Origin of the sequence: Bradyrhizobium sp. CCBAU 51753 (assembly GCF_015291565.1) — a bacterium.
Taxonomy (GTDB): Bacteria; Pseudomonadota; Alphaproteobacteria; order Rhizobiales; family Xanthobacteraceae; genus Bradyrhizobium; species Bradyrhizobium ivorense.
Genome location: NZ_CP030037.1, coordinates 2,807,089 through 2,832,929, shown reverse-complemented (window position 1 = coordinate 2,832,929; position 25,841 = coordinate 2,807,089). Strand labels below are relative to the sequence as shown.

The window sequence follows — 25,841 nt, the reverse complement described above, 5'->3', positions numbered from 1 at the left end:
GCAGCGTAGCGAAATCCGGGGCCGCTTTCACAACGGATAGACCAGCCCCCGGATTGCGCTTCGCTGCATCCGGGCTACAGGTGTGAGCTCGCTTCAGGCTTGCCGCGTCCGCCCGACGCGCACCGGGGCCGCCTGCCGCCGCGTCGCCGCAAACCCCTCCATGCCGAGCTGCCACTGCAACCCGACGATCGCGCCCTTGGTCGGCTGCAATAGCCCGAGCGCGCCGAACAGCGTCACCGGCAGCCAGATTGCGAGCTGCAACCAGGCCGGCGGCGCGTAGTTCATCTCCAGCCAGAGCAGCGCCGGCACCACGATGTGGCCGACCACCACGATGACGAGATAGGCCGGAAAATCGTCGGCGCGCTGCGGGGTGTAGTCCTCGTGACAGACCTCGCAGTGATCGACCACCTTGAGGAATCGGCCGAACAGATGGCCGCGCCCGCAATTCGGGCACTTCATCGTAAAGCCGCGCCACATCGCCTTGGGGAGGGAAACCGCTTCATTCATGGCCGTCATCCTTGACCTGATCTGATGATCCATACAATATGCTTCGTGAGACCTACAATCAAAGACAAAGCGCCAGATTGCATGGACTGGATCCCTACAGTTTCGGAATGGCAGGGCCCGATGTTCCTGCGCATCGTCGATGCGCTGGCCGCCGATATCGCCAGCGGCCGGCTGGTGCGCGGCCAGCGGCTGCCGACCCATCGCGCGCTCGCCACCGCGCTCGACATCGATCTCACCACGGTGACGCGCGCTTACGGCGAGGCGCGGCGGCGCGGCCTGCTCGATGCCCGGGTCGGGCAAGGCACCTTCGTCTCGGAGACCACGGCGCGCGCCGCCTCCGACCTGCCTGCGCCCGTCAACATCGACCTGTCGATGAACCTGCCGCCGCAGCCGGTCGAGGCCAATCTCGATCTGCGCATCGCGCAGGGGCTCGCCACCATCCGCGCCGAGGCCGGCTTCTCCGCCTATCTCGGCTATGCGCGACCCGGCGGCACCACCGAGGAGCGCGAGGCCGCCGCCGCGTGGCTGCAGCCGCGGCTGCCGCAGGCGTCAGCCGACCGCATCGTGATCTATCCGGGCTCGCAGGCGATCATCTTCAATGCCCTGCTCGCGCTGACGTCGCCCGGCGACGTCGTGGTGACGGAAGCGCTGACCTTTCCCGGCACCAAGGCCGCGGCGGCGCGGCGCGACATCCGCCTGGTCGGCGTTGCGATGGACGCCGAGGGCGCGCTGCCCGACGCGCTCGACGACGCCTGCCGCAAGCACAAGCCGAAGGCGGTCTATCTGGTGCCGACCCAGCACAATCCGACCACGGCGACGATGAGCGAGGCACGGCGCAAGGCGGTCGCCGAGGTCATCAGGAAGCGCGGCTGCGTTCTGATCGAGGACGACGTCTACGGCCCGCTCGAACCGCAGCTGGCGCCGATCGCGTCCCTGATCCCGGAGCGCACCTATTACGCCGCCAGCATCGCAAAATGCATCGCCCCGGCGCTGCGCGTCGCCTATCTGGTGGCGCCCGATGCAAGCGCCGAGCAGCGCATGCGCGCCGGCATGCAGGCGACGCTGCAGATGCCGCCGTCGCTGATGGTCGCACTCGTCACGCAATGGCTGCGCTCCGGCGTCGCCGCCGAGATCATCCGCGCCATCCGCAACGAGGCCGCGGCCCGCCAGCAGCTCGCGGCGCGCTTCCTCAAGGGCGTCAGCTACGCGGCACGGCCGGCCAGCCATCACCTCTGGATGCCGCTGCCCAGCCATTTCGGCGGCACTGACCTGCTGTCGCATCTGATGCGCAACGGCCTCGCGGTGGTCGGCGAGGACGCATTTGCCGTGAGCGAGGCCGCGCCGCGCGGGCTGCGCATCTCGCTCGGCGCCGCGCGCAACCGCGCCGAATTGAGCCAGGCGCTGCAGGTGCTGTCGCACGCGGTGAAGGCCCCGGCCGGGACGCGACAGATTGTGTAGGTTCGCGGGAATAATGCCGCAGGAAATTGACTAGGTTGCACGCGATGCCCGCGCTAATAATCCGGCGTTGAGGACATCAGGCAGGGCGGCACTTTCAAATGTCACGCAGATACCATCGGGCAATCGACGTTGCCGCACGAACGCTCCGCGCAGTGCCGCGTCTTGCACTCGCCTGTCTTGCATCCGTCACAATCGGTGCCGCGCGCGCCGCCGACATCGCTGCCCCGTCGCCGGAGAAGCTCGAGCGCATCACCGCGCTGTTCAACGACGAGGTCAACAGCGGCCGGTTGCCCGGCGCCGTCATCCTGATCCAGCAGCACGGCAAGCCGGTCTACCTGAAAACCTTCGGCTATCGCGACGTAACGACCAGGACGCCGATGACGGTGGACACGATCTTTGCGCTGCATTCGATGACCAAGCCGATCACCAGCGTCGCGGCGATGATGCTGATCGACGAGGGCAAACTGTCGCCGCAGGATCTGCTGTCAAAGTACATTCCGGCCTTCGCCGATGTGAAGGTCGGCATCGAGCCGCCCAATGATAACCAGCTCAGCGACCTCAAGCTGGAGATGCCGGACCGCCCGATCACGATCCAGGACATCATGCGGCACACGTCGGGCATCACCTACGAATATATCGGCGCCGACTGGATCCAGCGGCTGTACCATTCCGGCCACCTGTTCGACGGCACCTTCGACAACAAGGAATTCGTCGCGCGGCTGGCCAAACTGCCGCTGTCGCGGCAGCCCGGCACGCTGTGGCGCTACGGCCATTCCACCGACGTGCTCGGCCGCGTGATCGAGGTCATCACCGGCAAGACGCTCTATGAGTTCGAGAAGGAGCGGATCTTCGATCCGATGAAGCTGAAGGATACCAAATTCGTGCTCGATTCCGCCGACGAACGCGCGCGGATGGCGGAGCCGCTGCCGTCGGACAAGATCTTGGTCGCCGCCGAGCGCGACCGGCGCGCGCATCCGGAATGGCAATCCGGCGGCGGCGGGCTGGTGTCGACCGTGACGGACTACGCGCGCTTTGCACAGATGCTGCTGAACGGCGGCGAGCTCGACGGTATCAGGTACATCAGCCCCGCCGCCTTCAAGGACATGACGACGGACCATATCGGCCCCGGCTCCGGTGTCGGCCGCGACTACTGGTACTTTCCCGGCGACGGTTTTGGCTATGGCTACGGCATCGCCATGCGCACCGATCCCGGCAACGCAAAGCCGCCGCCGCCAGGCTTGATCGGCGAGTTGAAATGGGACAGCGGCAGCGGCACCTATTTCGGCGTCGATCCAACGCTCGACATGGTCTACATCATGCTGGAGCAGACCCAGAACGAGCGCCAGCGCATCTTGCCGGTGTTCAAGAAGCTGGTCTACGACGCGTTCGCGCCGGACTGAACGGTACTTCGTAGCCGTTTTCCGTCATTGCGAGGAGCGCCAGCGACGAAGCAATCCATCGTTCCGCATATGCGGTGAAATGGATTGCTTCGCTCCGCTCGCAATGACGGGGATAGTCCACAGCCCAAAGCTCCTGTCCTTACTGCGTTTCAAATCACGTAAAACCCGTGCGTGCCGTCGCGGCGAAGCTGCTCGACGAGGCCGTATTCCCAATCGAGATAGGCCTGCATCGCCTGCTCCTGCACGTCGGTGCCTTCATAGGGACGGCGGTAGCGGTGCGCAGCATCGGGCTTCGGTAGCACGGCCGGCGGGCCGATATCGAGCACGCCCTCATAGCCGCCGTCGAGCACGGTGACCTCCCAGCCCATTTGCGCAAGCCAGGACGCCGTCATGTCGGCGCGGATTCCCTTGTCGTCGGTCAGCACGATGCGCGCGCCGCGCACCGGCGCGGCCATGTCGATCTCCTGCACCAGTTGCCCGCCGGCATAGTGGCGAAAGCCGGCGAGATGGCCCGCCGCATATTCGTCGGCATCCCGGACGTCGAAGCGATACAGCGTGCGCTGCGTCTCGCGCTCCAGCGCGGTGAGTTCGCTCGCACCGATGCGGCGGACGCCGGCGCGATAGGCGACGTCGCGCGCGTTGCCGGCGGCACCGTCGAACGGTCCGATGCCGCCGCGCCGGTCCGCCCCGTGCTCGAGATCGTGTTTGGCGAGCGTCCAGCCGATGGTGCCGTTGCGCAGCGCCCGCACCTTGTTGGGCAGGCCGGCATTGATCAGCGACTGCGTGCCGATGATCGAGCGGGTGCGGCCGGCGCAGTTGACGATGATGGTGGTGGCCGGATCGGGCGCAGCCTGGCCCGCCCGCAGCACCAGCTCCGCGCCCGGCACGCTGACCGAGCCCGGGATGTTCATGGTGGCGTATTCGTCGAAGCGGCGGACGTCGAGGATCGCGATGTCGGCCTTGTCGGCGATCAGTTTTGCGACCTCGTCGGCGCTCAGCGACGGCGTGTGCCGCCGCGCCTCGACCAGTTCGCCGAACGCCTTGGCGTAGGAATTGACGTCCTGGAAGATTTCGTAACCGGCCGCGCGCCAGGCCTGCAGGCCGCCGTCGAGCGCGGCGATATCGCTATAGCCGAGCGCGCGCAATTGATCGGCCGCGGCCCCTACCAGCCCCTCGCCGTCATCATAGAGCACGATCGGCACATTTTTGCGCGGCAGCCGGATCGCGGCCTCGAGCGCAATCCGGTCGAAGGCCATGTTGGCGGCAAACAGCGGGTGACCGGTGGCGAACTCGGCCTCATGCCTGACATCGAGCAGCGCGATCTCATGCCGGAGCAGCAGCGCCGAGCGGATGTCCTGGGGCGTTAGGAGCGGAAGCGTCATGGAAGGCGGGCCTGAAGCAGGGACGGACCGGCTTGCTGTAGGCGGAAATGACGCGTCGTCAATAGCTTTAACCAAGGCGCAACCCCGACCCTCGGCGGCCGAAATCCCGGGAACGAAAACCGCCGATGCCGCTTTGCTCAATCGGGGCCGCTTGCTACGCTCGCGGGCGGCCTCGTGACGCCCGATCAGGCCTTCCGGACAAGAGAAGGTAGCGGGGCCGTGCCGAAAGTCCCGGGAGGATCACCATGATAACCGTCGGAAATGAACCATTGTCGCGTCACGCTCTCGCTTTCGTGCTGGCCGGCGGACGCGGCAGCAGACTACAGGAGCTCACCGACAAGCGCGCCAAGCCGGCGGTATATTTCGGCGGAAAGTCGCGCATCATCGATTTCGCGCTGTCCAACGCAGTCAACTCCGGCATCCGCCGCATCGCGGTGGCGACGCAGTACAAGGCGCACAGCCTGATCCGGCATCTGCAGGGCGGCTGGAACTTCTTCCGCCCCGAACGAAACGAGAGCTTTGACATCCTGCCCGCGAGCCAGCGCGTCTCCGAGACAATGTGGTATGTCGGCACGGCGGATGCGGTCTACCAGAACATCGACATCATCGAGGCGCACGGCACCAAGTACATCCTGGTGCTGGCCGGCGACCATGTCTACAAGATGGACTACGAGATCATGCTGAAGCAGCATGTCGAGAGCGGCGCCGACGTCACGGTCGGCTGCCTCGAAATGCCGCGGGCGGAATCCTCAGGCTTCGGCATCATGCATATCGACGAGACCGGCCTGATCAAGTCGTTCCTGGAGAAGCCGGCCGATCCGCCGCCGATGCCCGGCAAGCCGGACAAGTCGCTCGCCAGCATGGGCATCTATGTCTTCAACTCGGACTTCCTGTTCGACGAGCTGCGCCGCGATGCCGCCGACCAGAACTCGGCGCACGATTTCGGCAAGGACATCATTCCCTACATCGTCAAGCACGGCCGGGCGATCGCGCACCAGTTCAACGATTCCTGCGTCCGCTCCGGCGACGATCCCCGCGCCTATTGGCGCGATGCCGGCACCGTCGACGCTTATTGGGGCGCCAATATCGATCTCACCGATGTGGTGCCGGAGCTCGATCTCTACGATCGGTCATGGCCGATCTGGACCTATGCCGAGATCACCCCGCCGGCCAAATTCGTCCATGACGAGGACGGGCGGCGCGGCCAGGCGGTGACCTCGCTGGTCTCCGGCGGCTGCATCATCTCCGGCGCGGCGCTGCGCCGCTCGCTGCTGTTCACCGGCGTGCACGTCAATTCCTACGCCAGCATCGAGAACGCCGTGATCATGCCGTATGTCAATGTCGGCCGCGGCGCGCGATTGCGGAACGTCGTGATCGACCGCGGGGTGCGGATTCCGGAAGGCCTCGTGGTCGGCGAGGATCCGGAGTTCGACGGCAAGCGCTTCCGCACCACCGAACAGGGCATCACGCTGATCACGCAGTCGATGCTCGACAGGCTCGCGACATGACGCTACTGCGCGTCCTCGCGGTCGCCTCCGAGGTCTACCCGATCGTCAAGACCGGCGGGCTTGCCGACGTGGTCGGCGCGCTGCCGGCGGCGTTGCAGCAGCACGGCGTCGCGACGCGGACGCTGGTGCCGGGATATCCCGACGTGCTCAAGGCGCTGCGCTCCGCCGAGACGGTGCTGAACTGGCCGGAATTTTACGGCGGGCCGATCCGTGTGCTGGCGGCCGCGCATGACGGCCTCGATCTGCTGGTGCTCGATGCGCCGCATCTGTATGCGCGTCCCGGCAACCCCTATGTCGGCCCCGACGGCCGCGACTGGCCCGACAACGGCATCCGCTTTGCGGCGCTGTCGCGGATGGCGGCCGAGATCGGCCAGGGCGCGATCGTCTCCTTCGTCGCCGACATCGTGCATGCGCATGACTGGCAGGCCGGCCTCGTTCCCGCCTACCTGCACTACGGCGGAAGCCCGCGACCCGGCACCGTGATGACGGTGCACAACCTCGCCTATCAGGGGCAATTCTCGCCCGACATGCTCGCGACCTTCGGCCTGCCGGGCGAGTCCTACGCGCTGCACGGCGTCGAATATTACGGCACCATCAGCCTGTTGAAGGCCGGCCTGCAATTCGCCGACCGCATCACTACGGTGTCGCCGACCTATGCGCGGGAGATCCAGACCGACGAAGGCGGCATGGGGTTCGGCGGCCTGTTGCGCGAGCGCTCCGATGTGCTGAGCGGCATCCTCAACGGCATCGACGTCGACGTGTGGGATCCGGCCACCGATCGAAATATTGCCGCGCATTTCAGCGCGGAGCTGCCGGGCGGGCGCGCGCAGAACAAGGCGGCGCTGCAACTGCGCTTCGGTCTCGATCAGGCGCCGGATGCGATGCTGCTCGGCGTGATCAGCCGGCTGTCGTGGCAGAAGGGCCTCGATCTGCTGCTCGAGACCATTCCGACATTGCTCGGCGAAGGCATCCAGCTCGCGCTGCTCGGCAGCGGCGACCGCGACCTGCAGGATCGCTTCGCCGCGCTGGCGCAGGCCAATCCGGGGCGGATCGGCGTCGTGATCGGTTACGACGAGGCGCTGGCGCACTTGATTCAAGCCGGCTCGGATGCGCTTGCGGTGCCGTCGCGGTTCGAGCCCTGCGGCCTCACCCAGCTCTGCGCGCTGCGCTATGGCGCGGTCCCCGTCGTCGCCAATGTCGGCGGACTTGCCGACACCGTGCTCGATTTCGACGAAGCCGTGGTCAGCGGCGCGGCCGCGACCGGCGTCAAGTTCGCGCCTGTTACCGCAGATGCGCTCGCCCACGCCTTGCGCAAGGCCAACCTGTTGTTCAACGACCAGGTGACCTGGCGCCGGCTGCAGCAGGCCGGCATGGCCACCGACGTGTCCTGGCACGATCGCGCCGCGCGCTACGCCGCGCTGTACCGCGAGCTCGTCGCTGCGCGGCACTAGGCCAACGCGCGATCAGTTCAGCAGATTGCAGCTCGCGACGCGGTTGATGTCGGCGAGGCGTCGATCGGGATTTCCGTTCAGATCCAGGCTTGCGACGAGGTCGAGCAGCCGGCCATAGGCGCGGTCGGCGACCGCAACCGGCAGCGGCTCTTCATCGAAAGCCTCGACATAGCTGCCGACGAGACCGCTCAACAGCCGGCAAACGCCGCGTTGCTCGGGGTCGTCCTCGCTCAAAATCTCGAGTTTTTGCTGGAAGGTCCTGAAGGTTCGCAGGCCGTGCGGCTGCTGCGCGAGCCAGGAATGCAAATCAGGATGCAGATCGGTCATATCAGCCTCTTCAAATAGGAGAAGAAGCTACCGGCTTATACAGCCGAACATGGTGCCGCGCTATTGCGATTTTTGCATTCCCCGCCTCCGGATTGCGCAGCAATGTCATCGGATTGGCATCGGCGGCGGGTAAAGTTGCGCGATTGCAGGCAGAATCCTGTAGCGCGCGATCTCGTGCGGATATTCGCCGCGATTGGCGAGCAGCACGATGCCGAACCGGCGCGCCGGCACCAGCCCGATATAGGCCGAGGCGTTGTTGAGGCCGCCGGGCTTGTCGACGATGGTGACGCCGTCGAGCCGCACATCCTCCCATGCCATCGCCTGCCCGAATTTTTCGTCGATGCGAAAGCTTTCGCGCTCGGTCATCGCTAGCGCGGCGCGCAGCTCGGGATCGATCACCGCGCCGTCGAGACAGGCGCGGATGAAAATGCCGAGATCGCGCGCCGAGGAAAACATCTGCCCGGTGCCGGCAAAGTCGTAATAGCTCTCCTGATTGCCGGGCGGGCCGATCGGCGTGCCCTGATCGGAATAGCCCTGCACAACGCGCTGCATGATCGCAGGCGCCAGCGCCGCGCGATTGTCCTCGGTCCGCTCAGGCATGAAGGTCGAGGTCATGCCGAGCGGCTGCAGGATGCGGCGCTCGATCAGCGCGCCGATCGGCATTTCGTAGCGCCGCTCCAGCACGAGCTGCAGCAACACGTAGCCGGCATGGCTGTAGATGCGCTGCTTGCCGGGCGCTACGCCCGGCGGCGGCGTCCATGCATTGAGCATCGCGAGGAACTGATCACGGCTGAAGCGTTCATTTGGCCATGGCGGGTGATCGGTCGGCAGCAGCAGTCCCGACGTGTGCGTGACGAGCTCGCCGATGCTGACGCGGCTGATATAGTCGCCATGCAGCTCCGGCAGGTATTTGCCGACGGGATCGTCGAGCCGCAGCTCGCCGCGCGCGCTGCCGAGCGCGACCAGCGTCGCCTCGAACACCTTGCGCAGCGAGGCAAGATTGAACAGCGTGTCCGGGGTGATCGGACGCTTGCTGGCCGTGTCGGCAAAGCCGTAGTTGAAGAATGTGACCCGGCCGCCGGCATAGACCGCAGCCGCGAGCCCGCCCGGATCAGCGGCGGTCGCGGTCGGCGCGAGCTCCGTCGTGACGATGTCCCTGATCTGCGCATCCATGTCGGAATCCGCGCGGACGCCTGCAAGCATGCCAACAAGCATCGCAAGCGCGACGGCCGCGGGCCGGACCAGGGGCGATGGTTGCATGAAGGCGAAGTTCAGAACGATATCCGCGACGGCGCGCCAGCGGGATTGGCGAGCGATTCGAGAGGCGACCACTTCTAGAGCTTACCGCCCCGGTCCATTCGCCAAAACTCACGATTGCGCGCGCGTCATCCCCACGTGGAAGGGGCGGCGCGATGCCGTTGCGGCGAGCAGAACCGCAACGGCGAACGCAACCGCCCTCCCCACTCACCAGCCACGGTGCGGGAACCACAATCAAACTTGATGGTTGAAAATTCCCCGGGGATGGGAGTTGCCGGCCAAGCCAGGCGACATTGGCGCCTGCGGGGCCGGCCATCGATATTCCAGGGCTAGTCACATTCAACTCCCAACCGGGGATGTTTCTTACTAGCAACAATTCGTCAATCGATGGTTGCACAACTCGCTTGGATTCGAGCAACACGCGGGCGGGCAGCCGATTAACGTCCGGTTAACCATCGGCGCGCGCCCTTATTTCGCGCGCAACGGAACCAGCGATCGCGGCAGCGACGCCAGCAGCAGCACGACGCAGACGCAGAGCAGCACGATATCCTTGAACAGGAACTCGCCGGCAAGATTCCAGGCCATCGGGTCCCACGACACACTCCATTTCACCACACCGGGCGTCGTGAAGAAGAACGACCACGTGACCACGAAGGTGACCACACCCATGAATGAACCGATCGCCGACAGCAGCGGGCTGAACGCGCCGGCGGCGAGCAGCACGGCGATGCCGAGCTCGACCACGCCGAGCACATAGGCCTCGCCGCGCAGGCCGAACACCTGCAGCCAAAACACGAGCGGACTGTTGCTGATGAACTGGGCGATGCCCTGCGCCGACTGCGGCGTGAACTTTTGCATGCCGAACGACACGAAGATCACGACCATGACCCAGCGCAGGATCGCGAGCAGACGGTAGGAGCCATCGCCGCGTTCGGCGATGTTGAAAGACAGGTTCATGCGGACGTTGCTTCCCTCATTGTGGCGGCGCCGCTGTCGGGTCTTGCAGCGCTCATGCAACGTATTCGCGCGGGCGCGCTCGCCCGTTACGGGCGGAGCGGATTGCCCATTTCACGATGGCGTGCGGACAAGGTGATAAGCGTGGACGCCGCCGCATGTAGCGCCACCTGTAGCCGCCTTGGGCGAGTCCGGACGGGCAGCCGGGTTCCATCCGGTGTTGAATCCCTGCAACACAACGCAACAAAATGTGCGCTGGCGTCGATTGCGGCATGGTGAATCACGACTGTGCCGCATCACGGTCCAATGCTGCCGGCGGGTGGGCATAACAGCACTTTGGGGAAAGCCTTCATGCCGCAGGTACCGTCGGGCGCAGTGCGCGCGCAGTCGTCTGGATTCGTGCTTCACTTTCAGCTCGCCAGCAATGGCACCAGACGCGCGTGTAGCCTGACGATCCAGGCGGCCAGCGCCGGCGAGGCTGCGCGAATCTTCCGCGAGAACTGGAGTGCGATCGAGTCGATGGCGCGCGATGGCGTCAGCACCGGCGTGGTCGGCTCGGCACCGGTGTGCCTCGCGATGTCGTAACGCGCGCATCGCACGTCGCCTAGCGGCGCCTGCACGCTTGTATCGAAGGTCCGCAATCGCAGGACGCGGCTGCGGAGGCATGCGCGTGCGCGGCGACTCCTTGGAATGATTCGACATCGGTCCCGTTAGAGGGATTTCAAATTCGCTCCGGTTCTTTTCGCGCGCGGCCGCTGCTAGAGGCGCGGCGTTGTTCCATCCGCGTGACCGAAAGAATTCAGAGTGCCTGTGAAATCTGATGGCCGGCTTGTCGACGATCGTCGTCGTGCCGCCGACAACGGCCGCAACCATCTGCTGATCGGCGCGGCAATCCTGCTTGCCGATGTCTCCGCCGCGCTGACGCCGGCCGGCGCGCAATCGAGCGTGCCGCTGCCGCCGGTCACGGTGGAAGCGGCGGCGCCGAAGCGCAAGCCCGCGATAGCAGTGACCGGCCAGCCACAGCGACCGCGCGCGGCGGCGACCGGCCAGCGCAACCGCAATGCCCAGCCGGCGCCGCCGACTGCGTCGGAGCGCGCCGCGGCGGCCGCGGCCGCACTCAACGAGGCCAAGCTCGGCTATCGCGCGATGCCTGATACGACCACCTTGCGCAGCGGCGCCTCGCCGCTCGACACTTCGCAATCGGTCAACGTCGTGCCCGAGCAGGTGCTGAAGGACCAGCTGCCGCGCAATCTCGACGACGCGCTAGCCAACGTCTCCGGCGTCACCCAGGCCAACACGCTGGCCGGCACCCAGGACGCGGTAATGCGCCGCGGCTTCGGCGACAATCGCGACGGCTCGATCATGCGCAACGGCATGCCGCTGGTGCAGGGCCGCAGCCTCAATGCCGCGGTCGAGAGCGTCGAGGTGCTGAAGGGCCCGGCCTCGCTGCTCTACGGCATCATGGATCCCGGCGGCATCGTCAACACCATCAGCAAGCGGCCCGAGCTCTATCAGCACGGCTCGGTCACCCTGCTCGGCTCGACCTTCGCCAATTCGAAGACCGGCGCCGACGGCACGCTCGACATCACCGGCCCGATCGGCACCGACGACCTCGCCTACCGCTTCATCGGCTATGGGGTGAGCGAGGACTATTGGCGCAATTTCGGCCGCCACCGCGAGATGCTGATCGCGCCGTCGCTGGCGTGGTATGGACCGAACACCACGGTGCAGCTCAATTACGAGCACCGCGAATTCGTCACCCCGTTCGACCGCGGCACCGCCTTCGTCAACAACGCGCCGCTGGCGATCCCCGCGACGCGTCGGCTCGACGAGCCCTTCAACAACATGTGGGGCACCTCCGACCTGGTCCAGGCCTCGGTCGAGCACCGGTTGAACGAGAACTGGAAGCTGTTCGCCGCCTACAGCTACAACACCGAGACGTTCAGCGCCAACCAGCTCCGCATCACCAGCGTCGACGCCAAGACCGGCATCGAGAAGCGCAGCAATGACGGCACCTGGGGCTCGCTCAGCAATGCCAGCTACGGCACCTCCTATCTGCAAGGCAATGTCTGGCTCGGCAACATGCGCAACGAGGTGCTGTTCGGCGGCGACGGCCAGTATCGCACGATCTATCGCGACAATCTGATCCGGCAGGCGACGCCGAACTTCAACTTCTACAATCCGGTCTACGGCCTGATCACGCCGGGCACGACGATTTCCGCCGCCGACAGCGCCCAGACCGACAAGCTCGGCCAATGGTCGCTGTTCTTCCAGGACACGCTGCATATCACCGAGCGGTTCGCGCTGGTCGGCGGCGTGCGCTACATGGATTACGACCAGATCGCCGGCAAGGGCCGGCCGTTCGTCACCAACACCAATGTCTCCGCGGACAAGGTGCTGCCGCTCGGCGGCATAATCCTCAAGCTCACCGACGAGGTCTCGCTCTATGCGAGCTACACCCAGTCGGCGAAGCCGAATTCGACCATCGCGCCGCTCGCCAATGGCGGCGGCGTGGTGCTCGATTCCAACATCGCGCCGGAGGAAGGCACGCAATACGAGACCGGCTTGAAGTTCGATTTCAACAAGCGGCTGTCCGGCACGGTCGCGGTCTACGACATCGAAAAGCGCAACGTGCTGGTGGGCCAGCTCGATGCCGCGACCGGCCTCAACGTCTACACGACGGCCGGCAAGGTGCGCTCGCACGGTGCCGAATTCGACATCACCGGCCGGCTGAGCGACAATTGGAGCGTGATCGGCAGCTATGGCTACACCGATGCGCGGGTGACCGAGGATCCGACATTGGCCGGCAAGAAGCTGCAGAACGTCGCCCTCAACACCGCCTCGCTCTATCTGGTCTACGATTTCGGCACCGCTTTGCCCGGCCGGCTCCGGCTCGGCGGCGGCGCGCGCTATGTCGGCGACCGGCCCGGCGACGCCACCAACAGCTTCGTGCTGCCGTCCTACACCGTGGCGGACGTGTTTGCGACCTACGAGACCAAGATCGACACGCTGCCGGTGATCTACCAGTTCAACGTCAAGAACCTGTTCGACACCGTCTACTATCCCTCCGCCAACAGCATCCTGACGGTGGCGCTGGGCGACGCGCGGCGCTTCTCGCTGTCGGCGACGGTGAAGTTCTAGGGGCCCATCCACAAAATGCCGAAAAACAACCCCATGCAAAGTAGCCGGCGGCTGCCGGCGTTCGACACTTGACACGTCGGGCAAGTCAGCGGTACTATTCCATTATTCCGAATACCGTCAGCGCCCCCTCGCCCAAAGCCCGGGCATGACGAGCTATGGGGCGTGGCTGATAGCCATCTGCGATAGCCTTGCCGCAGGCGGGGCGAGGTAAAGCGGCGTACGCTGCTCGGCCCGAAGTAAAGTCATCCTGTTCCGGGAACGCCGGTAACCGCGGACGCTCGCGCAGGTGGCAAAATCCGCCATGAAAATCGGCCGTTGACAAAATTCGAAGGATATTCGAGTTTGTCGGCGGCTGCTTGCTGACCTGCCTGATCATCCCCTTGGGAGCGACATCATGGGCAACGTGCTGTGCGATCCGCGCGCCGAGACTGTGGTTGCGCGGCTGCGAGAGCTGTCGCATCAGGGCGGCATGGAGATGTCGGTGAAGCTGAGCTGAGCGGCGCTCGGTAGGGCCGTTGCGATTCCGAACTTCAAAGGGTCGTGAACGGTTGTCTCCCCGTCATTGCGAGGAGCGGTAGCGACGACGCAATCCATCCCTCCGCGCATGCGGTGCGATGGATTGCTTCGCTTCGCTCGCAATGACGTGGATGGAGCGCCGGTCCTCCAACAGCAGGCTGGATCGATTCCAAACTAGCCTTGTGGCATCGCCGCGCACTGTTCGGTAGGGTCCGGCGCGCTGTTGAATAGGCGGCGATTGCAACAAGTCCCGCTGGTTCCGGTGCGCCTCCCCACCCTGTCGTCATGAGCAAATCCTCGATCAAGGCCGCGCTGCTGCAGGTCCATTCCGTCATTGGCCTTGTGCTCGCGCTGCTCTGGGCCGTGGTCGGTGTATCAGGCGCGACGATGGCGTTCGAGGATGAGATCCAGGCCGCGCTGAACCGCGACATCATGCGCGTCGATGCCAGCGCCGCGCGGCGGCTGACGCCGGACGAGCTGGTGGCGCGGCTGCAGACGGCCGGCGACTTCGGCAAGGTGTCGGCGGTGACGATGGCGAGCGATCCGACCGCCGCGGTGCGCATCCGCTTCGCCCGCAGCGAAGGCGGCACGCGGCCGTCCTCGGTCTATGTCGATCCCTATGACGGCCACCTGCTCGGCTCGCCGCGCACTGAGGATTTTTTCGCCACCGTGCGCAAGCTGCATCGCTGGCTGCTGTTGCCCGGCGACGGCAACGGCTATGGCCGCAAGATCACCGGCGCGGCGGCGATCTGCCTGATCGTGATGCTGCTCTCCGGCCTCGTGCTGCGCTGGCCGCACCGCGCCCGCAGCGTCAGGACTTGGCTGAAGCCGAACCTTGCGCTGCGCGGCCGCGGCCTGCACCGCTCGCTGCACGCCGTGATCGGCACCTGGGTGCTGCCGGTCTACCTCGTGACGGCGCTGACCGGCCTGACCTATTCCTACGAGTGGTACAAGGCCGGCGCCAGCTGGCTGCTCGCGCGTCCCTCGGCCACCGCCGCGACGATGCAGCCCAAAGCGCCCCGACGCGCGGCCGATGCCGTCAAGGCAGACGCAAGCGCCGAGGCAAAGCCGCTCGGCTTCGACCGGGTCTGGTCGACGTTCCTCGAACAGCAAGGCGACCGCTACGGCAGGGCGCTGCTGACGCTCCCCGCCGGCACCGGCACGGTGGTGCGCGTCCGCTCATGGCCGCGCGGCTCCTCGCTCGACACCGCACGCGACGAGTTCCGCATCGACGCCGTGACCGGCCGCCTCGTCTCGGCCGACATCTACGCCGACAAGACATTCGGCGAGCGCATCCTCGCCAGCGTGCTCGATATCCACCGCGGCGCCATCCTCGGATGGCCGGGCAAGCTCGTCTTCATGCTGGCCGCGGCGCTGATGCCGTTGTTCACTGTCACCGGCCTCCTGCTCTATCTGTCCCGCCGCCGGCACCGCCGCCTCGCCCGGCCGCCGGTCGCGACCCTCGTTCCCGGCGAGTAAGCCGCGGCTAGCAACGCCGCGGGCCGATCGTGCGGATCGCCAGCGCAAGGCCGAGCAGCAGCGGTAGCATCGCAAGGGGCGGCCAGCCGATCGCGCTGATGCCCCAGCGCTCCACCGCCCAGCCGCCGGCGACCGCGCCGAACGCAATGCCGAGATTGGCCGCCGAGATGTTCATCGCCATCGCGAATGCCGGCGCCTCGCGGCCGGCAAAACTGACCCGCACCTGGCACAGCGCGACGCAGGCGGTATGGAAGACGCCCCACGCCACGAACAGCACGAGGCGCAGCACTGGCGTCGCGGCCAGCGACAGGCCGAGCACCGCGAGCACCAGCGCCGTGACCGCAACTGCTGTGGCGCGCAGCGGTCCGCGATCGGCGATCCAAGCAGCGGCGGTGTTGCCGAGCACGCCCGCCGCGCCGAAGCCGACCAACGCCAGCGCGATGCCGCCGGTGTCGAGGCCGGCGACCTCGGCAAGCCAGAGCGAGATGTAGGTGTAGGCGGAAAACATCGCGACGAAAACCGCGACCGACAGCGCGAGCTGCAGCTGGAAGGCCGGCGCGCGCAGCAGCGTTGCGGCGGCGGAGGCGCGCGGCGCCTCCGGCCTGTGCTCCGGAAACACCGCCAGCAGCAGCACCGCTGCGGCGAGCGAGACCGCGGCGAGCGCGACAAAGGACGGCGTCCACTGGCCGCGCTCGGCAAGCGCCACGCCGGCCGGCAGCGCCGCCACGATGCCGACGGCAAAGCCGGTATTGGCGAGCGCGAGCACGCGGCCTCTGCGCGCGGGCGGCGCCAGCGCGGTGACCGCCGCCGCGCCGACGCTGACAAAGACCGGCAGCGCGGCGCCCTGCACGATCCGCATCGTCAGCATCACCGAATAATCCGGCCACAGCACCGCGGCGAGATCGGTCGCGGCGTAGAGGCCGAGCGTTGCGGTCAGGATGGTGCGCGGCGCGATCGCGGCGGCAGCAATGGTCAGTGGCGGCCCGAGCAGCGATGCCGACAGCGCGAACGCGCCGACCAGATGGCCGGCGACCGCCGGCGAGATGGCGAGGTCGCGCGCCAGCACCGGCAGCAGGCCGACCACGATGAACTCGGTGGCGACGATGACCGCGGTCGCGGCTGCCAGTGCGGCGAGCGCGCGCGACAGCGCGCTTGCGGCGGTGCTCGACTGCAACGTCAAGCGTTGGCACCGCCGTCGATGGTCAGCCCGGCGCCGTTGACCGAGCCGGCCTCGGGGCCGGCGACGAAGGCGACCAGCGCCGCGACGTCATCCGCCTTGCCGTAGCGCTTGATCGCCATGCGACCGCGCTGCGCCTCGGCGCCCGGGCCATCGACCGGGTTCATGTCGGTGTTGGTCGAGCCGGGATGCACGATATTGACGGTGATGCCGCGGTCGCCGAGATCGCGCGCCAGGCCCTGCGTCCATGCGATCAGCGCCGACTTGCTCATCGAATAGAGGCTCATGCCGGCATCCGGCACCCGGGTTGCGAGGTTGCTGCCGATATTGATGATGCGGCCGCCCTCGCCCATATGCGCAGCCGCCGCCTGCGAGGCGACCACCACCGCGCGCACGTTCACCGCCAGCGTAGCGTCGATGTCCTCCAGCGTCAGGTTCTCGATCGGCCCGCCGCCACGGAAGATGCCGGCATTGTTGACGAGGATGTCGAGACCGCCGAACGCCTTGGCTGCCGCGTTCACCGCGCCGCGCACGGCGGCGGCATCGCCGCTGTCGGCCTTGAGGGCCAGCGCACGGCGGCCCTGCTGCTTGATTTGATCCGCGACGGCCTCAGCGCGATCGGCGGAACGTTCATAGGTGATGGCGACGTCGGCGCCCTCGGCGGCGAGGCGCCTCGCGATCGCGGCGCCAATGCCGCGGCTGCCGCCGGTGACGAGGGCGCGCTTTCCTTGCAACGACTGGGTCATGGGGAACTCCCTGGCTATATCTGTAACGATCGACACAGAAATAAGAACGGTTGCGCCGGAAGGTCAAGTGAATTATTTAGTGAACGGCACAGAAATGGCAGGAACCAATGGCCGAGCGTGGCCGCCCGCGAAGCTTTGACAAGGACGCCGCGCTGGCGCGCGCGATGGAAGTGTTCTGGCAGAAGGGCTATGAGGGCGCCTCGATGGCCGACCTCACTTCGGCGATGGGCATCGCCTCGCCCAGCCTCTACGCCGCCTTCGGCAGCAAGGAGAACCTGTTCCGTCGGGCCATCGACTATTACGCAGCGAGCGAAGGCGGACTGATCTGGGGTGCGGTGAGGCAAGCGCAAACCGCTTACGAAGCGGTCGAAACCTTCTTGATGCAGACCGCGCGCGTGTTTACCCGCCGCTCGCGTCCGGCCGGCTGCCTCGTGGTGCTATCGGCGCTGCATCCGAACGAGCATTCCGAAACTGTGCGCCGCGAACTGGTGAAGCTGCGCGCGCAAACGGTGACGGAGCTGCGCGAACGGCTGCGCCAGGGCGTCGCGCGCGGCGAAATATCACCCGCAGCCGACCTCGAAGCGATCGCCAAATACTATGTGACGGTGCAGCAGGGCATGTCGATCCAGGCCCGCGACGGCGCCAGCCGGCAACAGCTCGAGCTGATTGCGACCGCCGCGCTCGCCGCCTGGCGCCCGCTGACCGCACCGGCCGGGACGGCGGCCGCGTCCTGAGCAAGCCGCGAGCCCGAAGCTTCAGCGCGTCTCCTTGTTCAGCTCGATCGCGACCTGCGAGAGCCATGAGCCGGGCGCGTCCATCACGAACGACTGGTGGTTGCCCCGGGTTCGGATCGTGACCAGCGCGGCAACGGTCTGGCCTTCAATTCGCGCCTCGATCAGCCCGTCGTCGGTGGCGGTCCCGGAGATCTTGCCGCCCTGCCGGTACTCGCTCTCGAACCAGTTGCCCGAGAGCTGCGCGCCGTTCTGCTCGATGTTCGCCGATAGCGCCATCTTGTAGGCATCGCTGGCGCATCTGAGATCCAGGCTGAACGCCCTGCCCGGCTTGGTGACGCCGTAGGCGACCTTGCAGCGGACCTTCTCCCAGGCACCGTCCTTGGGCTTCATCGAGCCGGCGCCGGACCACGCGCCCGCGAGGCCGTCCAGGTTCGGCGCCGCATGCAACGGGTTCGCACTGATCAGCGCCCAACACACCGCAATGCACCGCCGGGTGAATTTCCACGACATAAAGCCAATCTCTCCGATTCACAGATCGAATCGACTCTATCCAAGATCGGGCGTCGGGATGAGGCGGCGATATAAAGAGATGTTGCAAAATATGACGGAGCTCGGCAGCGGGCTGCGCGCAGGCGGCAGCGCGGCGTGCGACAAAGTAACCCGACGAGCAGCGCGCAGGCCGGCCGTGCTGCGGACGCGAAGCTGTATCCCATCCACAGCTGTCATCGCCCGCTACCGACAAAATCAATGAAGCTTGCTCACGATTGACCACCGTTATCTCTGTCTGTCCACGGGGTTTCGGTGGTCAATCGGTGGTTGGCGGTTTTGGGCCAGAAGTGGCCAACTTTATTCCGACCGCCTCACCCGATCGCTCTGTCCCACTTCGATGCGATACTGGCTAGCGCCGTAGTGACCGACATATCGTGACGATCTCCTGCGGTTCAGGCCGATTGCGATAGTCTGCATCGACGTGGGCATAGGCAATATGGCCAGAACGGTCGATCACGAATGTCCCAGGTACGGGAAGAGTCCACCTGCCGTCAGCATTTCGTTTGTCGATATCGAAGCCGGAACTTTTCAAAATGCTTTTCGCGGCGTCATTCATTTCAAAGGTAAGACCGAACTGCTCGGCAACTTTCCCGCCCTGATCGATCAGGACCGGAAAGGTCGACCCGACGCCGGCATTGTCAATGGATTCCGGGGCGGCCTCTGGCGACACGGCGATCAGGGCAGCGTTGGCGTCGGACAGCGGCGATAGAATTGCTAGTAGCCCACGGAGGTAGATGTTGCAGTAACCACACCAGGTACCACGATAGAAAACCACAACCAGAGAAGAGAATTTGCCCTGGGCAAGATGTTCGGCCAGATTCCATGTCCGCCTTTCCGCCGTTGGCAACGAAAAGTCAGGTGCTACATCGCCGACACCAATGGAGTTCGTCCTCGCGCTCAACGCCTCTGTAGCTGGACCGATTTGGCCTCCAAATAGGACGTTGGCTTGCTCCACGCCTCGTCGTGCGATCAGCTTTTCGGTGAACTCAGCAAGGGAAGCAGCAATGGGAGTAGCGTAAGCCCGATGAGCACCTTCTTCGCTCATGTCTCTTTCTCCGTGGCTATCTTCTAGGCAGCCAGCATACCCGAGTTGGCCCAAACGAACCATTTCTGAGTTGCGAGTCTATCCGGGTCCCAAGTCCGCTATGGGTCTTGGCCGTGTAAGAACGGGCCTTGGGGATGTCCGGCCTGGCAGCCAGAACCTGGCGAATCTCGGGCCACGATCGCGACGATAAGCGGCCTGATCTCGACGATGTTCATGACCCGTGTCAGATTATAGGCCAGAACCGAGAGAGCCATCTCGGTAGCTACTTTTGGAAGCGTTTTGGTCAGGAAGTGCGTCGCTCCGATGCGGGCCTTCATCGTGCCGAACGGATGCTCGACTGTCTCTCGACGCTGGCTCATCGCTTCTGGGTTTGCATCAAGGCGCTGCTGCACGGCCTCGAGTAGATGCTCAGCTCCCACCGTGCACGTGACTGAATTTCGCAATGAACTCCCGCATACCGGCAATCGGCACGAGTGCCCGCCTGAAGCTGTCCAAAGTCCTCGCCTGAAATTGCGCAGCGAACGTTGGAGGCAGTGTTCGACCGACCGTTTTCTCGATTTCGGTGATGATTTCGCCAAATCGTTGCCCAGATAGCAGCGGTAAGAGTCCGCGACTGTCGTCGGTACGCGCAATTCGGTCACTATTTCGGCAAGAACGGTATTGGCCAAGACCTCGCTGTCTGCGACCACGCCATCGAAATCGAAGATAAGCGCTTTAGCCATTCGTTAAACTCGCAAGCGAACCAAATTCAGGGGAGAGACGACGGATCAAGTTCGCAGCTTGTGGATCTCCTTGTCTGGTAATGGCTCGTTGCTCAGCCAACGGCATTTGCTCACCTAAGGGTAGATCACCGCTTTGATGATCCCGTCACGACGCGCGACCTGCTGCTCGAACGCCGCGGGTGTTTGTTCGAGTGAGAATCGGTGCGTTGCAAGCGGCGCGAGCTTGACGCGACCGCTTTCCGCCAACGCGATTGCCCGTGGATAGACCTCGGGCATGCGGCGGGAGAATTTGACCGAGAGACCCTTGCGGCGAGATTCCGCGCCGCTCAGCGCGTATTGATTGTTCTCCGGGATTCCAACGATGACGAGGCGGCCGCCAATGCGGGCGCTACGCGCGGCATGCTCGAAACCGTGTGACGAGTCGGTCGCCTCGACGACGAGATCAGCCCCGCGTCCGTCAGTGCAGGCGGCGACGTCTTCGTGGCTGCCGCAACCGACGTCGGCCCCGAGGTCGCAAGCCAGCTCCGCGCGCGCCCTGACCGGATCAATCGCGATGATCTTGCTGGCGCCGGCCAACCGCGCCAGCTGAATCAGCAGCAATCCCACCGGGCCGCAGCCGAGCACCGCGACGGTCTCCATTAGCCGCGGACGTGCGAGGTCCATGGCATGGATCGCAACGCCGAGCGTTTCCAGGATGGCGGCTGCCGCCGGGTCAATGTTGTCCGGCACGATATGCACGGCGGATGCCGGCACACAGATGAACTCGGCCATCGCGCCATTGTTCGGAGCGTAGCCGAGAAACTGCACATTCGGGCACAGATTGGTGTGGCCGCGATGACACCATTCGCAACGGCCGCAGGAAATGGCCGGGTCCACCGCCATCAGCACGTCTGTCGGCAATCCCGCGCGGCGCGCGCTCTCCGGGGTCAGAGTGCCGGAGAACTCGTGGCCAAGCACGAACGGATTGATGCGGGTCGGGCCGGTCGTGCCGCCTTCCAGATACGAATGCAGATCGCTGCCGCACACGCCCACGGCCTTGACACGCACGACGACCTCGTCCGCCGCCGGGGTCGGTGTCGGGATTTCAGTGACGCGAATATCGCGAACATCGTGGAGAACCGCTGCGCGCATGTTCAAAGTTCCGCTTCCTGCATGTTTTCGGCGTCACCCTGCAGCGACACGACCAATATACATATGTATCTTTTAATTTACAAATGTTCTGACGGCTCCGGCATCGACGACGATCGCGTTCACGCGGTCGCGCCCCGGAAACGGGCTCATTGCCGCTTGCCGATCAGCTTGAGCGCTCCGGCAGCAGCCTTCTCGTCCGTAACCAGCACCTTGCCGATCCGGCCCTGCAGCGCCGCTGCGATCACAGGCGCCTTGTTGGTGCCTCCGGCAATCAGCATCACCGTCGGTGTCTTCGCGAGCTTTTCGATCGGCAAGGCGATCGCGCGCGAATTGATGCCGTGATTGATCTGACGGCCTGATTGATCGAGATACTGCCCCAGCACGTCGCCGACCGCCCCGGCCGCACGCAGATCGTCGATGGCGACATCCGGCGGCAAACCGTGCCGCACCAACAGAGAGCGCGGCGAGAGATCGCCCAGGCTCAGTAGCGCGAGATCGAGCCGACCGACCCGCTCCAGAACCTCCGCGTAGACCTCCTGCGCCATGAACGTGTCGCGCGAGCGCCTGCTGCTGGCGTAGATCGGGGCGGCCAGATAGCTGCATTTGGCATGTAGCCTGCGCGCCAATTCGCCCGCGATCTCGAACGTGTTGAGCTCGAGGCCGCGCGAGAGGCCTCCCATCATCGAAACAACCCAGAGCTCCGGGTACTCCGCCGGCGTGACGTGACGGATCGTTTCACGCAGGGTCGCACCCCAGCCGATGCCGACCGTGCGTGGTCGCTTCTCTTCCAGAAATTTCGACAGGTAGGCTCCGGCCGCCATACCGATCAGGCTTGCGACCAGTTCAGGGTTTTCCGGGCTCGGGATCACCACCGCGTCGTCCAACCCGCACCGTTCGCGCAGTTGGTGCTCCAGCTCGGTGCAACTCGCAAATTCCGAATTTAGCCGGATACTGACGATGCCGCTGTTGCGGGCCTCCGACAGCATACGATTGACGCGCGCCCGCGTCAGCCCGAGCCGCTCGCCAATCTCGGCCTGGGTCAAATTTTCCATGTAATAAAGCCACGCAATCCGCAAGCTAACCTGGTCACTCAAAGCGCAATCTCCTGGAGCACAGTCAGAAGCTCATACTAGATCACCTTCGGTCCTCGTACCCCGTCCTCGACAACAAAAGTCGCCAACCGCCGCACACCGCTATCGATCTCCTTGACGTTGTCGACGGCCTCGAACCCGACGGTACAGGTCTTCGCATCGAGCTCGACAGTGGCGAAGCCACGCTTGTCGCCGCGGGCGAACGTCAGATGCGGATTGTCGGCAATCGCTTTGCGCGTCGCGGCCTCGCCCGGACCATCCGACGTAATCGACGTGCCCACGAATTCCGTCGCGATGGCGGGCTCGTCCGGCTTCGTGAAATCGCGCTTCAGGCTGCCGGCAAAGAAGGCGTGGCGGTCGCCGCCGATCACGACCGGATTGCGCGTCCGGTGCGCGGCGAAAGCATCGAGCAGCCGCCGGCGCGCGCTGGGATAGCCGTCCCAGCCGTCCATCCAGTAGTGGTCGTCGTCGTCGGCGCCGCGCCGATCCTGCGCCATCAGGGTCTGCTGCGCGATGATCGTCCAGGGCGCGTGGCAGTTGCCGAGGCGCTCGTCGAACCAGTTTTCCTGCGCGCGGCCCAGCATGGTCCGCGCCTCCTCGGTCCGCTCCGCGCATGGAACGATCCAGGTCGGCCGCCCGCCATTCACGCATGCCGAGGCCGAACGATACTGCCGGTCATCGAGCAGCAGAACGTCCATCACGTCACCGAACCTGTAATGCTCGTAGATCGTCGCGTCCGGCCCGCGCGGCCGCGCCGACAGCGGCAGCGGCATGTGTTCGTAGTAGGCCTGGTAGGCGGCGGCCCGAATCTTCAGGAACTGGCCGGGGTCCCGCACCGTGTAGGACCGGTCATTGGCGTAATCGTCGGTGACCTCGTGATCGTCCCAGATCGACAGCCATGGAAAGGCGGCGTGCGCGGCTTGCAGATCGGTATCGCCCTTATAGAGCGCGTAGCGGTTCCGGTACTCGGCGAGCGTCGTCGGAACCCCGACACCGTGCTGGCGCACATGGCGCGATCCCCAGGATCGCTCGTAGATATAGTCACCGAGATGCACGACCAGATCGAGATCGCGCGTGGCCATGTCGCGATAGGCGCTGAAAAAGCCTTGCTCATATTGCTGGCAGGAGGCGAAGGCGAAGCGGACGCGCGCCCTGTGCCCGGCCGGCGCGGTTCGCGTGCGCCCGACCGGGCTCACGGCGCTACCCGCGCGGAAGCGGTACCAGTAGATGCGATCGGGCTGCAGCCCCCTCGCCTCGGCATGCACGGAATGCGCTAGATCGGCCGTCACGTGCTCAGTACCGCGCGCCACGACACGTGCAAACTTCTCGTCCTCGGCAACCTGCCATTCCACCTCGACCGGCGCATCAGGCATGCCGCCGTCTTCGAGCGGCCGCGGCGCTAGGCGCGTCCATAAGATCACACTGTCCGCGCGCGGGCAGCCGGAGGCGATGCCGAGCGTGTAGGGATCGGCGCTGAAACGAACGGGCGCTCCGCGCACGACGCCGAAGGGCGCGGCGAGCGCGGCACTCGCTAGTGATCCCGTCAACAAACGCCGTCGCGAAATCCCTGCGGTCATGTCGCTACCGGGACTGCCGCGCGCTTGCGCCTGATGTCGACAGCGCGATCGGGCCGGTCGGTCGTGATCTGCCGCACCGGCTGGGCCAACCAATAGTTGATGTCTTCCGGCGTGTTGGTGACCCAGGCGCCGAGCCGCGCCGTACCGAGGATGCCTAGCGCCAGTGGCAGCGCCGGCGCCAGCAGCGACTTTTCGATCGCCACGATGCAGTCGCGAATCTTGGCGAGCCGCTCCAGCGCCGGCCTGAACCCGCCCATCATTTCCGCCGAGCGACGATCGAGCGACACCAGCACTCGTGCATGCGGCGACAGGCGCCGCACCGTTTCGATTACCTCGGGGACAAAACAGGTGATGATCGCGCGTCGCTCCAGGTCGCGCCGCCTGATCTCCTCGATCAGCTTCGCCTCGAGTCCCTGATAGGCGTTGCCCAGGGCATCGGTCTTGATCTCGATATGCAGCTCGAGCCCGGTCGAGTCGAACACGTCGAGCACCGACGATAGCGTCGGAATGCACTCATCACCGGCATCGCGCAGTCGCGTCGAGGTCAGCCGGTTCAGGCTGCGCTCGCCGACCGGCCCGGCATCATGAGTGGTGCGGTCAAGCAAGGGATCGTGGATCACGACGATCCCGCCGTCCGAGCTCTGGTGCACGTCAAACTCGACTGCGTCGGCGCCAAGGCCGCATAGGTTCCGGAAGCCCAGCAGGCTGTTCTCGGCCCAAAGGTCGCGAGCGCCGCGGTGTCCGGCAATGAAGACCATTTGCTTCTCCTTACTTGCTGCTGTCGACGAGCCCCTTCAGGAACCAGCGCTGCAACAGCAGAATCACCAAGGTCGGCGGCAACATGGTCAGCAGCGCGCCGCTCATGGCGACGTTCCAGGCTGGTTCACTGTCCGAGCGGGGAATCAGGCTCTTCAGGGCAATGATCGCAGTCGCCATGTCCTTGTCGGTCGTGAACAGCAACGGCCAAAGATATTGATTCCAGCCGAACAGGAACAGGATGATCGCCAGCGCCACCATGTTCGGCACCGACAGCGGCAGCAGGATGCTCCAGAAGAAGCGCAGCGGCGAGGCGCCGTCGAGCCGCGCCGCCTCGCAGAGCTCGTCTGGCACGGTCAGGAAGAATTGGCGAAACAGGAAAGTCGCTGTCGCCGAGGCCATCAGCGGCAGGATCAAGCCGGGATAGGTGTTGACCATATTCCATTCGAGCGCGATCGTGATCTCGTGGCCGCTGATCCAGCTCCAGAGATCGGCAACATGCAGCGCATCAACAACCCATTGCAACGGCAGCGCTGCGTTGGCGACCGCCTCGAAGGTCGGCACGATCCGGACCTCGATCGGCAGCATCAGCGAGACGAAGATCAGCCAGAATGCCAGCATCCGGTAGCGAAAGCGGAAATAAGTGATGGCGAAGGCCGAGAGCAAGGATACCACGATCTTGCCGGCGGTGATGCCGAGCGCCACGACGACCGAATTGACAAAGGTGCGGCTGAAATTCGCTTTCGCCCAGGCCGCCTGCAAATTGGCGAAGAACTGATCGCCCGGAAGCCATGACAACGGCACCTTCTGCACGTCGCCGATCGTGAGCGAACCGGCGACAAAGGCGAAATAGAGCGGCACGCACACGATCAGCGCGCCCGCGATCAGAATGGCATGGCAGAAGAAGTTGAGAACAGGTGCGCGCTCGACCAT

22 protein-coding genes and 1 pseudogene are annotated in these 25,841 nt (G+C 65.3%); 8 read left to right on the top strand and 15 right to left on the bottom strand.

Features of this window, described 5'->3' with window-relative positions; genetic code table 11:
• Window positions 1-93: 93 nt before the first annotated feature.
• Window positions 94-507, bottom strand: coding sequence for a DUF983 domain-containing protein (locus XH93_RS12630; protein WP_246799604.1), 414 nt, complete (start codon window positions 505-507; stop codon window positions 94-96).
• Window positions 508-588: 81 nt separating this feature from the next.
• On the opposite strand from XH93_RS12630, the gene XH93_RS12625 reads away from it, so the two are divergent.
• Both XH93_RS12625 and XH93_RS12620 read left to right on the top strand, forming a co-directional pair.
• Window positions 589-1,965: a PLP-dependent aminotransferase family protein gene (locus XH93_RS12625; protein ID WP_194473743.1), complete on the top strand. Its 1,377-nt coding sequence runs from the start codon at window positions 589-591 to the stop codon at window positions 1,963-1,965.
• Between the two features lie 152 nt (window positions 1,966-2,117).
• Window positions 2,118-3,365: a serine hydrolase domain-containing protein gene (locus tag XH93_RS12620; RefSeq protein ID WP_371814988.1), complete on the top strand. Its 1,248-nt coding sequence runs from the start codon at window positions 2,118-2,120 to the stop codon at window positions 3,363-3,365.
• 149 nt (window positions 3,366-3,514) lie between these two features.
• Here XH93_RS12620 and XH93_RS12615 read toward each other — a convergent pair whose 3' ends face one another.
• Window positions 3,515-4,747 carry a rhodanese-like domain-containing protein gene (locus tag XH93_RS12615; protein WP_194473741.1) on the bottom strand — a complete coding sequence of 411 codons (1,233 nt, stop codon included), beginning with the start codon at window positions 4,745-4,747 and terminating at the stop codon, window positions 3,515-3,517.
• Window positions 4,748-4,992: 245 nt separating this feature from the next.
• On the opposite strand from XH93_RS12615, the gene glgC reads away from it, so the two are divergent.
• Together glgC and glgA are read left to right on the top strand one after the other, a co-directional pair.
• On the top strand, window positions 4,993-6,255 hold the full coding sequence (gene glgC, locus XH93_RS12610) for a glucose-1-phosphate adenylyltransferase (RefSeq protein WP_139860656.1): 1,263 nt from the start codon (window positions 4,993-4,995) through the stop codon (window positions 6,253-6,255).
• Window positions 6,252-7,706 (top strand): glycogen synthase GlgA, encoded by a 1,455-nt coding sequence (gene glgA, locus XH93_RS12605; RefSeq protein WP_194473740.1) that lies wholly within the window; start codon window positions 6,252-6,254, stop codon window positions 7,704-7,706. Before glgC ends, glgA begins: the two co-directional genes overlap by 4 nt.
• Before the next feature lie 12 nt (window positions 7,707-7,718).
• Here the strand turns inward: glgA and XH93_RS12600 are convergent, their stop codons facing one another.
• The 3 genes from XH93_RS12600 to XH93_RS12590 all read right to left on the bottom strand — a co-directional run bounded on the left by XH93_RS12600 (window position 7,719) and on the right by XH93_RS12590 (window position 10,247).
• The gene (locus tag XH93_RS12600; protein WP_194473739.1) at window positions 7,719-8,033 is read right to left on the bottom strand and encodes a hypothetical protein; all 315 of its coding nucleotides are present in this window, start codon (window positions 8,031-8,033) and stop codon (window positions 7,719-7,721) included.
• Window positions 8,034-8,138: 105 nt separating this feature from the next.
• Window positions 8,139-9,236, bottom strand: a complete 1,098-nt coding sequence (locus XH93_RS12595; RefSeq protein ID WP_246799603.1) for a serine hydrolase — start codon at window positions 9,234-9,236, stop codon at window positions 8,139-8,141.
• 522 nt (window positions 9,237-9,758) lie between these two features.
• Entirely contained in the window at window positions 9,759-10,247 is a 489-nt protein-coding gene (locus XH93_RS12590; protein ID WP_194473738.1) for a DUF417 family protein, read from the bottom strand.
• A 348-nt stretch (window positions 10,248-10,595) separates the two neighbouring features.
• Between XH93_RS12590 and XH93_RS12585 the strand changes: the two genes are divergently transcribed.
• The 3 genes from XH93_RS12585 (at window position 10,596) to XH93_RS12575 (ending at window position 15,380) form a co-directional block, all read left to right on the top strand.
• Window positions 10,596-10,829 (top strand): hypothetical protein, encoded by a 234-nt coding sequence (locus XH93_RS12585; protein ID WP_172627215.1) that lies wholly within the window; start codon window positions 10,596-10,598, stop codon window positions 10,827-10,829.
• 225 nt (window positions 10,830-11,054) lie between these two features.
• Window positions 11,055-13,385: a TonB-dependent siderophore receptor gene (locus XH93_RS12580; protein ID WP_194475125.1), complete on the top strand. Its 2,331-nt coding sequence runs from the start codon at window positions 11,055-11,057 to the stop codon at window positions 13,383-13,385.
• A gap of 801 nt (window positions 13,386-14,186) precedes the next feature.
• On the top strand, window positions 14,187-15,380 hold the full coding sequence (locus XH93_RS12575; RefSeq protein WP_194473737.1) for a PepSY domain-containing protein: 1,194 nt from the start codon (window positions 14,187-14,189) through the stop codon (window positions 15,378-15,380).
• Window positions 15,381-15,387: 7 nt separating this feature from the next.
• On the opposite strand, the gene XH93_RS12570 is transcribed toward XH93_RS12575, so the two are convergent.
• On the bottom strand, window positions 15,388-16,560 hold the full coding sequence (locus XH93_RS12570; RefSeq protein WP_194473736.1) for an MFS transporter: 1,173 nt from the start codon (window positions 16,558-16,560) through the stop codon (window positions 15,388-15,390).
• On the bottom strand, window positions 16,557-17,303 hold the full coding sequence (locus XH93_RS12565) for an SDR family NAD(P)-dependent oxidoreductase (protein WP_194473735.1): 747 nt from the start codon (window positions 17,301-17,303) through the stop codon (window positions 16,557-16,559). Before XH93_RS12565 ends, XH93_RS12570 begins: the two co-directional genes overlap by 4 nt.
• Window positions 17,304-17,410: 107 nt before the next feature.
• Here XH93_RS12565 and XH93_RS12560 point away from each other — a divergent pair, with 107 nt between their 5' ends.
• On the top strand, window positions 17,411-18,037 hold the full coding sequence (locus XH93_RS12560; protein WP_194473734.1) for a TetR/AcrR family transcriptional regulator: 627 nt from the start codon (window positions 17,411-17,413) through the stop codon (window positions 18,035-18,037).
• A gap of 21 nt (window positions 18,038-18,058) precedes the next feature.
• On the opposite strand, the gene XH93_RS12555 is transcribed toward XH93_RS12560, so the two are convergent.
• From XH93_RS12555 to XH93_RS12520, 8 genes and pseudogenes are all read right to left on the bottom strand, one after another.
• On the bottom strand, window positions 18,059-18,547 hold the full coding sequence (locus XH93_RS12555; RefSeq protein ID WP_194473733.1) for a hypothetical protein: 489 nt from the start codon (window positions 18,545-18,547) through the stop codon (window positions 18,059-18,061).
• 388 nt (window positions 18,548-18,935) lie between these two features.
• On the bottom strand, window positions 18,936-19,631 hold the full coding sequence (locus XH93_RS12550; RefSeq protein WP_194473732.1) for a peroxiredoxin-like family protein: 696 nt from the start codon (window positions 19,629-19,631) through the stop codon (window positions 18,936-18,938).
• Window positions 19,632-19,801: 170 nt separating this feature from the next.
• Window positions 19,802-20,353 (bottom strand): annotated as a pseudogene (locus tag XH93_RS43080) (transposase); the annotation flags it as partial.
• Window positions 20,354-20,467: 114 nt separating this feature from the next.
• Complete coding sequence (locus XH93_RS12540; protein WP_194473730.1) at window positions 20,468-21,484, bottom strand: zinc-binding dehydrogenase; 1,017 nt, start codon at window positions 21,482-21,484, stop codon at window positions 20,468-20,470.
• A 146-nt stretch (window positions 21,485-21,630) separates the two neighbouring features.
• Window positions 21,631-22,536: a sugar-binding transcriptional regulator gene (locus tag XH93_RS12535; RefSeq protein ID WP_139487539.1), complete on the bottom strand. Its 906-nt coding sequence runs from the start codon at window positions 22,534-22,536 to the stop codon at window positions 21,631-21,633.
• Window positions 22,537-22,613: 77 nt separating this feature from the next.
• Complete coding sequence (locus XH93_RS12530) at window positions 22,614-24,152, bottom strand: alkaline phosphatase (protein ID WP_194473729.1); 1,539 nt, start codon at window positions 24,150-24,152, stop codon at window positions 22,614-22,616.
• On the bottom strand, window positions 24,149-24,910 hold the full coding sequence (locus XH93_RS12525; RefSeq protein ID WP_139487338.1) for a glycerophosphodiester phosphodiesterase family protein: 762 nt from the start codon (window positions 24,908-24,910) through the stop codon (window positions 24,149-24,151). Before XH93_RS12525 ends, XH93_RS12530 begins: the two co-directional genes overlap by 4 nt.
• Before the next feature lie 10 nt (window positions 24,911-24,920).
• On the bottom strand, window positions 24,921-25,841 hold the full coding sequence (locus XH93_RS12520) for an ABC transporter permease subunit (protein ID WP_194473728.1): 921 nt from the start codon (window positions 25,839-25,841) through the stop codon (window positions 24,921-24,923).